Origin of the sequence: Citrobacter sp. wls706 (assembly GCF_005281305.1) — a bacterium.
Classification (GTDB): domain Bacteria; phylum Pseudomonadota; class Gammaproteobacteria; order Enterobacterales; family Enterobacteriaceae; genus Citrobacter; species Citrobacter werkmanii.
In genome coordinates this window covers 94408-107757 of sequence record NZ_SZXG01000042.1, presented here as the reverse complement: position 1 = coordinate 107757, position 13350 = coordinate 94408, and the positions used below count along the sequence as shown (strand labels likewise).

The window sequence follows — 13350 nt, the reverse complement described above, 5'->3', positions numbered from 1 at the left end:
ATTTTTCATGCTGCAACTGCGTTGAGTAACGGTACTAATAACAACGCTGATAACGGCTATACTTTTTAACCTCGTTTGGCGGATGCCCTGGCAATGGCATTAAAACAATCACACTTTTCTGTGACTGGCGTTACAATCGATCTCAGTCACAATTCTCAAAATCAGAAGAGTATTGCTAATGAAAAACATCAATCCAACGCAGACCTCAGCCTGGCAGGCACTACAAAAACACTTTGAAGAGATGAAAGACGTTACTATCGCCGATCTGTTCGCGAAAGATAGCGATCGTTTCACCAAATTTTCCGCGACGTTTGACGATCTGATGCTGGTGGATTTCTCCAAAAACCGCATCACTGAAGAGACGCTGGCCAAACTGCAGGATCTGGCGAAAGAGACCGATTTGGCAGGCGCCATCAAGTCCATGTTCTCCGGTGAGAAAATCAACCGTACCGAAGACCGTGCCGTGCTGCACGTGGCGCTGCGTAACCGTAGCAATACCCCAATCATCGTTGACGGCAAAGATGTGATGCCGGAAGTGAACGCGGTGCTGGAGAAGATGAAATCCTTCTCGGAAGCGATCATTTCCGGAAGCTGGAAAGGCTATACCGGCAAAGCTATTACTGATGTGGTGAACATCGGTATCGGCGGTTCCGACCTTGGTCCGTTCATGGTGACCGAAGCGCTGCGTCCGTATAAAAACCATCTGAACATGCACTTTGTGTCTAACGTCGATGGGACGCACATCGCTGAAGTGCTGAAGAAAGTGAACCCGGAAACCACGCTGTTCCTGGTCGCTTCGAAAACCTTCACCACCCAGGAAACCATGACCAACGCCCATAGCGCGCGCGACTGGTTCCTGAAAACCGCCGGTGATGAAAAACACGTTGCCAAGCACTTCGCAGCCCTCTCCACTAACGCGAAAGCGGTCGGCGAATTCGGTATTGATACCGCCAACATGTTTGAGTTCTGGGACTGGGTTGGCGGTCGTTACTCTCTGTGGTCAGCAATTGGTCTGTCGATCATCCTGTCCGTTGGTTTCGATAACTTCGTTGAGCTGCTGTCCGGCGCGCATGCGATGGACAAACACTTCTCCACTACCCCGGCGGAGAAAAACCTGCCGGTGCTGCTGGCGCTGATCGGGATCTGGTACAACAACTTCTTCGGCGCTGAAACCGAAGCGATCCTGCCGTACGACCAGTATATGCACCGTTTCGCGGCCTACTTCCAGCAGGGCAATATGGAATCCAACGGTAAATACGTTGACCGTAACGGCAACGCGGTGGACTACCAGACGGGCCCAATTATCTGGGGTGAGCCGGGGACTAACGGCCAGCATGCGTTCTACCAGCTGATTCACCAGGGCACCAAAATGGTACCGTGCGATTTCATCGCGCCGGCTATCACCCATAACCCGCTGTCCGACCACCATCCGAAGCTGCTGTCCAACTTCTTCGCTCAGACCGAAGCGCTGGCGTTCGGTAAATCCCGCGAGGTGGTAGAGCAGGAATACCGCGACCAGGGTAAAGATCCGGCAACGCTGGACCACGTGGTGCCGTTCAAAGTGTTCGAAGGCAACCGCCCGACCAACTCCATCCTGCTGCGTGAAATCACGCCGTTCAGCCTGGGGGCGCTAATTGCACTGTATGAGCACAAAATCTTTACTCAGGGCGCGATCCTGAACATCTTCACCTTTGACCAGTGGGGCGTGGAGCTGGGCAAACAGCTGGCAAATCGCATCCTGCCTGAGCTGAATGATGATAAAGAGATCACCAGCCATGATTGCTCGACTAACGGTTTGATTAACCGTTATAAGTCCTGGCGCGCCTGATGACGCTGCGCTTATCCGGCCTACAGGCACACATTTGTAGGCCGGATAAGGCGTTTAGCCGCCATCCGGCATTAATGAAATATAAAAGCCGATATTAATATCGGCTTTTTTTATAAGATTGCTCCAGGATATTTACGTTGTTACTTCACTCCCTAATTGAGCTTAATCCTAAAGTAATTAACTTACCGGAATTCCATCTCTGTTATTTTCGGAATTTACGGATATTGCATATCTGATGTTTATATTTTAACTGATTGATTTTAATGTTTAATATTATTAATTAATAATGACGATTTGCTTTCTTTTCTAATTATCCTAAATTCCCGCCTGACGTAATTTGCACACTTTGGCTTGTGTATACTCGATCTCGCCCGAAATTCTTTTGGGTAAATCTCCATTCATTAAATGAAGGGAATTTGTGATGAAAAAAGTTCTGTATGGCCTTTGGGCTATATCTGCGCTTGCGGCGACCTCTGTCTATGCTGCCCCCGTTCAGGTGGGTGAAGCTGCAGGGTCGGCTGCCGCGTCGGTTTCGGCAGGAAGTTCCTCCGCTACCAGCGTGAGCACCGTAAGTTCTGCGGTGGGGGTGGCCCTTGCGGCGACCGGTGGTGGTGATGGTTCTAATACCGGAACCACAACCACGACAACCACCAGTACCCAGTAATACCGGTACGTTTAATTCTAACCACACTTCGGTGTGGTTATTTTGAATTACCAAAAGCCTGCGGGATTTGTAGGCCGGGTAAGCGTTGCGCACCCGGCAATAATGCGGAGAAGTGTCGTGAAGCGACCAGCGCTCATATTGGTTTGCCTGTTACTACAGGCGTGCTCGGCCACCACCGAAGGGCTGGGCCATTCGCTGTGGGATAGTGTGTTTGGTACTCCCGGCGTTCAGATGACGGATGATGAAATCCAAAACATGCCCTACGCCAGCCAGTATATGCAGCTCAATGGTGGTCCACAGCTGTTTGTCGTACTCGCGTTTGCAGAAAACGGACAGCAGAAGTGGGTGACTCAGGATCAGGCTATTCTCGTGACGCAGCATGGGCGCATTGTGAAAACGCAGCTCGGCGGGGACAACCTGATTGAGGTGAATAATCTGGCAGCAGACCCGCTCATCAAACCCAATCAGATAACCGATGGCGCAACATGGACCCGCACGATGGGCTGGACTGAACATCAGCAGGTGCGCTATGCCACCGCCCGCTCTGTTTTCACATGGGATGGCACTGACAGCATTCAGGTCGGCAGTGATGAAACGCCAGTGCGCATCCTTGATGAAGAGATAACTACCGATCAAACGCGCTGGCATAACCGCTACTGGGTCGATAGCGAAGGGCAAATCCGTCAGTCGGAACAGTATCTGGGAGCTAACTTCTTCCCGGTGAAAACCACGCTGATTAAGGCGGCAAAATCATGATGAAACGAGCCGTAATGGCGCTGATTTTTAGCCTGAGCGCACCCTCTGTTTTTGCTGCGGGCAATGTCAAAGTAATGATTGCAGGCAGCGCTGAACCCAAAATATTGACCGGTGCGGAGCATCTGATCGATCTGGTTGGACAGCCGCGGTTGAGTAATAGCTGGTGGCCCGGAGCGGTCATCAGCGAAGAGCGGGCAACGGCGGCGGCAGAACGCCAACAGCAGACATTACTGGCTCGTCTGGCAGCGCTGAGTGCTGAAGAAAGCGGTGACGATGCCGAGGCTATCAACACCTTACGCCAGCAAATTCAGGCGCTGAAGGTGACCGGCAGACAGAAAATTAACCTTGACCCGGATGTGGTGCGCGTCAGCGAGCGAGGCAACCCACCGTTGCAGGGCAACTACACGCTATGGGTTGGATCCCAGCCAACGGATATCACATTGTTTGGTTTGCTAAGCCGTCCGGGTAAACAACCGTTTGTGCCCGGGCGTGATGTCGCCAGCTATCTCGATGGGCAAAGTCGGCTCAGCGATGCGGATCGCAGCTACGCGTGGGTCATCTATCCCGATGGGCGCTCGCTAAAAGTCCCTATCGCTTACTGGAACAAACGTCACGTTGAGCCGATGCCCGGCAGCATCATTTTTGTCGGACTCTCTGATGCCTTCTGGAGCAGTACCCCGGATGAAATCAATGCCGATATTCTTCACACCCTGACCCAGCGGATACCTGAATAATGAGAAAAACTTATCTGCTCAGCTTACTGGCGCTGGGCGTAAGCGTTGCCTGTCACGGTGAAACATGGCCTGCGCCCATTGGTCCATCCCAGTCCGATTTTGGCGGCGTAGGTCTGCTGCAAACCCCGACTGCACGGATGGCGCGTGAAGGGGAAATGAGCCTCAACTACCGGGACAACGATCAGTACCGCTACTACTCTGCGTCGGTGCAACTGTTCCCCTGGCTGGAAACCACGCTGCGCTATACCGATGTGCGTACCAAAAAATACAGCAGCGTAGAGTCATTTTCTGGCGATCAGACATACAAGGATAAAGCGTTTGATCTCAAACTTCGGCTGTGGGAAGAGAGCTACTGGATGCCGCAGGTGGCCGTTGGCGCGCGGGATATCGGCGGGACGGGTCTGTTTGATGCGGAGTATATCGTGGCGAACAAAGCCTGGGGCCCGTTTGATTTCTCGCTCGGTCTGGGCTGGGGATATCTTGGCACCAGCGGCAACGTCAGCAATCCGTTTTGCTCATACAGCGATAAATTCTGTCATCGCGATAACAGCTACAAGCAGGCTGGTTCTATTGACGGCAGTCAGATGTTTCATGGTCCGGCATCGTTATTTGGCGGCGTGGAATATCAGACACCCTGGCAGCCGCTGCGCCTGAAACTGGAGTATGAAGGCAATAATTACCAGCAGGATTTTGCGGGCAAGCTGGATCAAAAGAGCAAGTTTAACGTCGGCGCTATCTATCGCGTCACCGATTGGGCCGACGTTAACCTCAGCTATGAGCGCGGGAACACCTTTATGTTTGGGTTCACGCTGCGGACTAACTTCAACGACTTGCGACCAAACTATAACGATAACGCCCGTCCGAAGTATCAGCCACAGCCGCAGGATGCGATTCTGCAACATTCGGTAGTGGCGAATCAGCTAACGCTGCTGAAATATAACGCCGGGCTGGCGGATCCTAAAATTCAGGTGCAGGGCGATACGCTGTATGTGACCGGCGAACAGGTGAAATACCGTGATTCGCGTGAAGGGATCGAACGCGCCAACCGGATCGTGATGAACGATCTTCCCGACGGGATCCGCACGATCCGTATTACCGAAAATCGCCTTAACTTGCCGCAGGTGACGACCGAAACGGAGGTTTCCAGCCTTAAGCGACACCTGGAAGGTGAGCCGTTGGGTCATGAAACACAACTGGCGCAAAAACGCGTTGAGCCTGTGGTGCCGAAAACGACTGAGCAGGGTTGGTATATTGATAAGTCTCGCTTTGATTTTCATATCGATCCGGTGCTCAATCAGTCGGTGGGCGGCCCGGAAAACTTCTATATGTACCAGTTGGGTGTAATGGGAACTGCGGATTGGTGGGTGACCGATCATCTGCTGACTACCGGGAGTTTGTTCGCCAACCTCGCCAATAACTATGACAAATTTAACTACACCAACCCGCCACAGGATTCGCATTTACCACGCGTTCGTACTCACGTGCGTGAGTATGTACAAAACGATGTCTACGTGAATAACCTGCAGGCCAACTACTTCCAGTCACTCGGAAACGGGTTCTACGGACAGGTTTACGCTGGTTATCTGGAGACCATGTACGGCGGGGCGGGGGCAGAAGTGTTGTATCGTCCGTTAGACAGCAACTGGGCGTTTGGCATTGACGCTAACTATGTGAAACAGCGCGACTGGCGTAGCGCGCAGGATATGATGAAATTCACCGACTACAGCGTGAAGACCGGGCATTTGACGGCTTACTGGAATCCTTCATTCGCTCAGGATGTACTGGTAAAAGCCAGCGTCGGCCAGTATCTGGCGGGAGATAAGGGGGGAACGCTGGAAATTGCCAAACGCTTCGACAGCGGTGTGGTGGTAGGAGGCTATGCGACCATCACCGACGCCTCGCCGGATGAATATGGCGAGGGTGATTTTACCAAAGGGGTGTACGTTTCCGTGCCGCTGGATCTCTTCTCTTCAGGCCCAACCCGCAGCCGTGCGGCGATTGGCTGGACGCCGTTGACGCGTGACGGTGGGCAGCAGCTTGGACGTAAGTTTGGTCTGTATGATATGACCAGCGACAGAAGCGAGAACTTCCGTTAATGCTTGATCGCCCGGTGCGCTTATCCGGCCTACATTGCCGGTCGGATAAGGCATTTATGCCGCCATCCGGCGATTTACAAACGACGCAATAATTTTGCCGGGTTGCCCGCGTACACGCCTTTCTCGGTAATCGATTTTGTCACCACGCTTCCCGCGCCGATGACTGCGCCATCGCAGATTGTGACTGCCAGAATGGTCGCCCCACTGCCGATCGAGACATCATTGCCAATCGTAATTCTTCCCCAACTGGTGCGGTCGGCATTGGGTTTTCCTTGCCGAAACATATCATTGGCGAACATCACCCCATGCCCAATAAAACAGCGGGAACCGATGGTGACATATTCGCAGATGAAGGTGTGAGACTGAATTTTGCTGTCTGCGCCAATTTGCGTGTTGCCCTGGATTTCAACAAACGGTCCGACAAAAACGTTGTCTTCCAGTATGCAGTCGTACAGGTTCGCCGGTTCATAAACCACTACATTCTCACCGCACGTGACGTTGCGAACAGCGGATTGACGAATATTCACCATTTATATCCTCTTAAATCTGCTTTTCCATAACGTACAAAATGCTGGTCTGGGAGGCGGTAGTGAAAGCAATTTCCTTTACAAACGTCATCCCTTGCCGTTCATAGAACTGCCGTGCCTTAGGATTATCAGCCAGTACCTCAAGCCAGAGCCGTTGCTCATTTTGCACTTTGGCCTGGCGGACAACTTCGGCAAAAAGCTGCTCACCGTACTGCTTGCCCGTTTCATCTGGCATCAGGTAGATCTTATGTAGTAATGCCCCTGAACGCCCTTCTGGATCAACAGAGTGGCGGAGACTGTATTTGGCAAAGCCAACCGGTGCATCGGCAAAGGCGATAAGCCAGAAGGTTCCTGGCTCGGCCAAACTGCTGGATATCGCTGGTAAGGAATATTCCTGCTCAAGATAAGCGTCGAGCTCGCTCGGGTTTTTCCACAAAGGCGCAAAGTGATGTCGATAGCTGGTATAGCCCATTGAGCTTAGCAAGCTGGCATCGTCGACGGTTGCCATTTGAATCTTAAGCATTTCTATTCCGTTCAAGATGTTAGAGTCAGAAGCATTGTTGCACTATTATTGAGCTGCACAAAACATAAACAAAAAATGTAGATCTCTGTCACATTTCTGCGTTATACAGGAACCTTGTTACTGAACAGGAGGGGCCGTTATGACGTCGCTATCTCGTCCGCGCGTGGAGTTTATCTCCACCATCTTACAGACCGTGTTGAATCTGGGGTTGTTGAGTCTGGGCCTGATCCTGGTCGTATTCCTGGGGAAAGAAACGCTGCATCTGGCAGATGTGCTGTTCGCGCCGGAACAAACCAGCAAGTATGAGCTGGTGGAAGGGCTGGTGGTTTACTTCCTCTACTTTGAATTTATCGCCTTGATTGTGAAATACTTTCAGTCAGGGTTTCACTTTCCGCTGCGCTACTTTGTCTATATCGGGATCACCGCGATTGTGCGGTTGATCATCGTCGATCATAAAGCGCCGATGGATGTGCTGATCTATTCTGCAGCGATCCTGCTGTTGGTGATCACTCTGTGGCTGTGTAATTCTAAACGGCTGAAGCGAGAGTAAAAGACAACACGCCGCAATCGGGCTGCGGCGTATTGTATGTCAGGGTTACTGCGCAGAGGCTGGCTGGGTTTTCTCTGCTGCGGGTTCCCACAGCTCTTCAAGTTCTTCCAACGTTTTGCCTTTGGTTTCCGGCACGAACTTCCACATAAACAGCGCCGCCAGAATACCCATACAACCGTAAATCCAGTAGGAGAAACCGTTGTGGAAATGGGAAACCAGCCACGAATTTTTGTCCATCATCGGGAAGGTCCAGGAGACGAAGTAGTTCGCCAGCCACTGAGCGGCGACGGCAATGGCGAGCGCTTTGCCACGAATCGCGTTCGGGAAGATTTCTGCCAACAGCACCCAACAAACCGGTCCCCAGGACATAGCGAATGCGGCGACGTAAAACAGCATCGACAGCAGCGCTATCAGCCCGGAAGCCTGGGTGTAAAACGCGGTGCCAAGGCTGAACATCCCAAGAGCCATACCCAATGCGCCAATTATTTGCAGTGGTTTGCGACCAAATTTGTCCACCGTCATGATTGCCAGCACGGTGAAGCTCAGGTTGATTACACCGACAATAATAGTCTGCAAGAGCGCCACGTCGGTGCTGGCCCCTAACGTTTTAAACACTTCCGGCGCGTAGTACAGCACGACGTTAATACCGACAAACTGCTGAAAGATGGAGAGCATCACGCCGATGACGATAACGCCCACACCAAACATCAACAGACGTCCGCCGGTTTTACGGCCATGCTCCAGTGACTGATTGATCTCCTGCATGGCCTGGGTGGCAAGGTTGTTGCCCATAATTTTGCGCAGAATGCCCTCCGCCTGCTCGTGTCTGCCACGCGCCATCAGCCAGCGCGGGCTTTCCGGTACGGTGTACAGCAACAGTAAAAACAGCAGGGCGGGAATGCTTTCGGAAGCAAACATATATCGCCAGCCATCGGTATTCAGCCAGTTAGCGTCACCGGAACGGGCAATGAAATAGTTAACGCAATACACCAACAGTTGGCCAAAAATAATGGCGAACTGGTTAAAGGAAACCAGTTTTCCACGAATATGCGCTGGAGCCAGTTCTGCAATATACATCGGTGAGAGCATTGAGGCTAAACCAACGCCAATACCACCAATGATGCGATAAATAACAAATTCGGGGACGTATCCGGCCAAATAAACAGGCACGGCATTATCTGGGTTAATCGTGGTAAATCCTAATTCTGGCCACGCAGAACCAATACCGGAAATAAAGAACAGCAGGGCGGCGATTTTCAGCGAGTCCCGACGACCAAAGCGGTTACTGCAATAACCGCCCAGCGCACCGCCGATGATGCAGCCAATCAACGCGCTGGCGACGCAAAAGCCCAATAGCGAGTTAGCGGCGGATTCACTTAAATGTTGCGGGGCGACAAACACGGTATTTAAGGACTCTACCGTTCCGGATATGACGGCGGTGTCATAGCCGAATAATAGCCCTCCTAATGTTGCTACTAATGTAATCGAAAAAATATAACTGGAATTATATTGGGTGTTCATTCAGACCTGCCTTAGAGGATACAGCTCTTTTGATCAGTGTCGTGATGGTGGATTTAACAGGCAGGGAAGACAATTATCATTTTTTACATTGCAATTATGTTTTGTCTTTTCTGTGATCTTAATTCTGTTTAATTTGTCTGTTTTCAGGCGGTAAATATAATTGCAGTGATGGGGGCCACGAAAGGAAATAATCGTAACAGCAATGCAAAATAACATAAAAAAGGGCGCTCCGTAGAGCGCCGAATAACAGTCACAGGTTGGGATAACATAAGTTGAGGGTTGCAGTGGCATTGCCCGTTGCCGGGCAGGTACTTCGATAAAACTTAACCTTTCACACCACCCGCCGTCAGGCCGTTGACCAGCCAGCGCTGTGCCAGCAGGAACACCAGAGTAATCGGAATAGCGGAAAGTACAGCTGCGGCGGCAAAGTCGCCCCACAAGTAGTTCTGTGGATTGAGGTACTGCTGCATACCAACCGCAAGGGTGTAGCTGTTCACATCACGCAGCAGCAGTGACGCGACCGGTACTTCGGTAATAGCGGCAATGAATGACAGAATAAACACGACCGCCAGAATCGGTACGGAAAGCGGCAGCAGTACCAGGCGAAATGCCTGCCACGGTGTGGCGCCATCCAGCGCGGCCGCTTCTTCCAGCGAACCGTCGATGGTTTCAAAATAGCCCTTAATCGTCCAGACATGCAGTGCGATACCGCCGAGATAGGCGAAGATCACGCCGCCGTGAGTGTTCAGGCCGATAAAAGGAATGTACTGGCCCAGGCGGTCAAACAAGGCATACAACGCAACCAGAGACAGCACCGCCGGGAACATCTGGAAAATCAGCATCCCTTTCAGCAGGGTCGCTTTACCCGGGAAGCGCATACGGGCAAAGGCGTAAGCACAGGTGGTGGAAAGCGTCACAATACCAATCGCGGTAATGGTGGCGACTTTCACCGAGTTCCACAGCCACAGCAGCACCGGGAATGGCGGCGGAGTGACGCGGCCATCCGCGTGTTCTACGCTAAAGCCCAGCGCCAGTTTCCAGTGTTCCCAGGAAATATTATCTGGGATCAGGCTGCCGGTAGCGAAGTTACCTTCACGCAGCGAAATGGCGATAACCATCAGCAGCGGGAACATGATCGCCGCGATAAAAATCAGCAGCCCTAAGTGCGTTGCGAATAAACGTAACTTTTGTGATTTCGGTTGGACCATAGCCATTGTCGTTATCTCCCTTAATCAAACTTCATACGCGTGGCTTTCAGGTTCACGATGGCCAGCGCGCCTACCAGCAGGAAGATCAGCGTAGCAATCGCTGCCGCCAGACCGAAGTCCTGACCGCCGCCGCCTTCAAAGGCGATACGGTAGGTGTAGCTCACGAGCAGGTCGGTGTAACCGGCAGGCGTGGTGGTGCCGAGGCGATCCGGGCCGCCGTTGGTCAACAGTTGAATCAGCACGAAGTTATTAAAGTTAAAGGCGAAGCTGGCGATCATCAGCGGCGTCAGCGGCTTAATCAGCAGCGGTAATGTAATTTTAAAGAAGTTCTGGAACGGACCCGCGCCGTCCATTGCCGAGGCTTCATATAGATCGTCAGGAATCGCTTTCAGCAGCCCCATGCACAGGATCATCATGTACGGATAACCCAGCCAGGTGTTAACGATGATAATCATCGAACGCGCGGTGGTTGGATCGCTAAACCAGGCCGGCTTGATACCAAACAGCGCGCTGAGCATCATGTTAATTTCACCAAAACTCTGGTTGAACAGTCCTTTGAAAATCAGAATCGAGATAAACGACGGTACGGCGTAGGGCAGAATCAGCAGGACGCGGTAAATCGCTTTGCCCTTCAGAGATTCCCACTGCACCAGACAGGCCAGCACCATACCCACAGCCACGGTCAGAATCACCGTCATGACTGAGAACACGACCGTCCAGACAAAGATGGCGAAGAACGGTTTCTGGATGCCCTCGTCGGTAAATACGCGGGTGAAATTGTCCCAGCCGATGGTGACGGTATAGCCCGGGCTGAGTTTTTCAGTACCCCAGCTACCGTCTGCGTTAATGGCCTGATAATAACCAATATCGTTATTAGCGCGGTACTTCACGCCGCTTTGATTGTTGGTGAGCGTCCCATCATCGGCCAGGGAGTAGAGCGGCTGCGTACCTGAGAACTGACGCAATGAACTCATGATGACTTTGCTTTCGTCCGGCAGAATGGCTGTTAGCTGAGTCAGCGCCTGACGATTCTGGGTGATGATGCGCAGCGTCGCACGTTCGCCCGCTGGCAGCGCCTCGGTTTCTTTTAACTGCAGCTTCTGTTCGCCGCCAAATTTAAAGGCGTCGGAAACATAATTTTTTCCCGTTTCACCGTCGGTGAGGGCCAGTTGCCACTCATCACCCGCCGGATACAGGCCAAAGTTGTAAGTTTTACCTGCCTGATAAGAACGATCCATCAGGACTTGTTGAGCACGTTCAAAGGTCAGCTGGTTGGTGCTGCTGTAGTTGGTAAAAGCAATGGCGATGGTACAAATGAGCGGAAACAGGACAAACAGCCCCATACCGGCCACGCCAGGATAAACATAGCGCCAGGCATAGGCTTTACGGTTAGCGAAAATATACAGGCCAACAGAGCTTAAAATTAGCGTCATGATGGCAAACAGATACTCCCCCTGAGCGTACATCAAAACAACAAGGTAACCGACCAGCAGACCAAGCAGACCCATTACTGACCATTTCAGCATGTCGCTTTGCCACCAGTGTTTCTTTTTAATGACATCCATGGGGTTCAATCCTCAACAACAATGAAAACCTGTTGGTCAGCGTGCCTGATGGCGCTGCGCTTATCCGGCCTACATACGTTGTAGGCCGGATAAGGCATGTATGCCGCCATCCGGCACGTTCACAACTGTATTACTTGGTGATACGACCCTGCGCGTCTTTCAGCGCGGCATCGACGGTCTGACGACCGCTGGCGGCGTTGATCACTGCAGTACGCACGGCATACCAGAATGCGGACATCTGCGGGATGTTCGGCATGATTTCGCCTTTCTGGGCGTTATCCATGGTGGCCGCGATACGCGGATCTTTCGCTAACTGTTCCTGGAAGGATTTCAGCGCAACCGCGCCCAGCGGTTTGTCCTTGTTCACTTCATCCAGGCCCTGGTCGGTCAGCAGGTAGTTTTCGAGGAATTCTTTCGCCAGTTCTTTGTTCGGGCTGGCGGCGTTGATACCCGCACTCAGTACGCCAACGAACGGTTTAGACGGCTTGCCTTTGAAGGTTGGCAGCAGCGTGACGCCGTAGTTCACCTTGCTCTTATCGATGTTGGACCACGCCCACGGACCGTTGATGGTCATCGCGGTATCGCCTTTGTTAAAGGCCGCTTCTGCGATGGAGTAGTCGGTATCCGCGTTCATGTGTTTGTTTTTGATAAGAGAAACCAGGAAGGTCAGGCCCGCTTTCGCGCCAGCGCTATCCACGCCAACGTCTTTCACGTCGTACTTGCCGTTTTCAAACTTGAACGCGTAACCGCCGTCGGCGGCAATCAGCGGCCAGGTGAAGTACGGTTCTTGCAGGTTAAACATCAGCGCGGATTTACCTTTCGCCTTCAGCTCTTTATCCAGTGCAGGAATTTCTTCCCAGGTTTTCGGTGGATTTGGAACGAGGTCTTTGTTGTAAATCAGCGACAGCGCTTCCACGGCGATCGGGTACGCAATCAGTTTGCCGTTATAGCGTACGGCATCCCAGGTGAACGGATAGAGCTTGTCCTGGAACGCTTTGTCTGGGGTGATTTCAGCCAGCAGGCCAGATTGTGCGTAGCCGCCAAAACGGTCATGCGCCCAGAAGATGATGTCCGGGCCGTCGCCAGTCGCGGCAACCTGCGGGAACTTCTCTTCCAGCTTATCCGGGTGCTCAATGGTAACTTTGATACCCGTGTCTTTCTCGAATTTTTTACCCACTTCAGCGAGGCCGTTATAGCCTTTGTCGCCGTTAATCCAGATGACCAACTTACCTTCTTCAATCTTGGCGAGAGCCGAGGCGGAAAACATCATCGTCGTTAATGCAGACAATGCGAGGATGCGTGCGCCAGTTTTGATATTCATAGTTCCCATCCTGTTTGGTGATTTTGCAGAGGTGGCTTAACGGGTACTAGTTTCTTT

Annotated in this window: 12 protein-coding genes; 6 read left to right on the top strand and 6 right to left on the bottom strand. The window is 52.1% G+C overall.

Annotation, left to right across the window (positions count from 1 at the left end; translation table 11 throughout):
* Positions 1–178 precede the first annotated feature (178 nt).
* The 5 genes from pgi (at position 179) to FDW92_RS22785 (ending at position 6078) form a co-directional block, all read left to right on the top strand.
* On the top strand, positions 179–1828 hold the full coding sequence (gene pgi, locus FDW92_RS22805; protein WP_042313030.1) for a glucose-6-phosphate isomerase: 1650 nt from the start codon (positions 179–181) through the stop codon (positions 1826–1828).
* Between the two features lie 421 nt (positions 1829–2249).
* Entirely contained in the window at positions 2250–2492 is a 243-nt protein-coding gene (gene yjbE, locus FDW92_RS22800) for an exopolysaccharide production protein YjbE (protein WP_003826562.1), read from the top strand.
* 117 nt (positions 2493–2609) lie between these two features.
* Positions 2610–3248, top strand: a complete 639-nt coding sequence (locus FDW92_RS22795; RefSeq protein ID WP_042313028.1) for a YjbF family lipoprotein — start codon at positions 2610–2612, stop codon at positions 3246–3248.
* Complete coding sequence (locus FDW92_RS22790; RefSeq protein WP_042313026.1) at positions 3245–3982, top strand: capsule biosynthesis GfcC D2 domain-containing protein; 738 nt, start codon at positions 3245–3247, stop codon at positions 3980–3982. Before FDW92_RS22795 ends, FDW92_RS22790 begins: the two co-directional genes overlap by 4 nt.
* Positions 3982–6078 (top strand): YjbH domain-containing protein, encoded by a 2097-nt coding sequence (locus tag FDW92_RS22785; protein WP_042313024.1) that lies wholly within the window; start codon positions 3982–3984, stop codon positions 6076–6078. Before FDW92_RS22790 ends, FDW92_RS22785 begins: the two co-directional genes overlap by 1 nt.
* Before the next feature lie 74 nt (positions 6079–6152).
* Here the strand turns inward: FDW92_RS22785 and FDW92_RS22780 are convergent, their stop codons facing one another.
* Together FDW92_RS22780 and FDW92_RS22775 are read right to left on the bottom strand one after the other, a co-directional pair.
* A complete protein-coding gene (locus FDW92_RS22780) occupies positions 6153–6608 on the bottom strand; it encodes an acyltransferase (RefSeq protein WP_042313022.1) in 456 nt (151 codons plus the stop codon).
* 10 nt (positions 6609–6618) lie between these two features.
* Complete coding sequence (locus FDW92_RS22775; RefSeq protein ID WP_042313019.1) at positions 6619–7128, bottom strand: GNAT family N-acetyltransferase; 510 nt, start codon at positions 7126–7128, stop codon at positions 6619–6621.
* A gap of 139 nt (positions 7129–7267) precedes the next feature.
* Here FDW92_RS22775 and psiE point away from each other — a divergent pair, with 139 nt between their 5' ends.
* Complete coding sequence (gene psiE, locus FDW92_RS22770) at positions 7268–7678, top strand: phosphate-starvation-inducible protein PsiE (protein ID WP_003031674.1); 411 nt, start codon at positions 7268–7270, stop codon at positions 7676–7678.
* Positions 7679–7723: 45 nt separating this feature from the next.
* On the opposite strand, the gene xylE is transcribed toward psiE, so the two are convergent.
* The 4 genes from xylE to malE form a co-directional block, all read right to left on the bottom strand.
* Positions 7724–9199, bottom strand: coding sequence for a D-xylose transporter XylE (gene xylE, locus FDW92_RS22765; protein ID WP_042313016.1), 1476 nt, complete (start codon positions 9197–9199; stop codon positions 7724–7726).
* 323 nt (positions 9200–9522) lie between these two features.
* The gene (malG, locus tag FDW92_RS22760) at positions 9523–10413 is read right to left on the bottom strand and encodes a maltose ABC transporter permease MalG (protein ID WP_038636242.1); all 891 of its coding nucleotides are present in this window, start codon (positions 10411–10413) and stop codon (positions 9523–9525) included.
* A 14-nt stretch (positions 10414–10427) separates the two neighbouring features.
* The gene (malF, locus tag FDW92_RS22755) at positions 10428–11972 is read right to left on the bottom strand and encodes a maltose ABC transporter permease MalF (RefSeq protein WP_042313014.1); all 1545 of its coding nucleotides are present in this window, start codon (positions 11970–11972) and stop codon (positions 10428–10430) included.
* 130 nt (positions 11973–12102) lie between these two features.
* Positions 12103–13293 (bottom strand): maltose/maltodextrin ABC transporter substrate-binding protein MalE, encoded by a 1191-nt coding sequence (gene malE, locus FDW92_RS22750; RefSeq protein WP_042313011.1) that lies wholly within the window; start codon positions 13291–13293, stop codon positions 12103–12105.
* Positions 13294–13350 lie beyond the last annotated feature (57 nt).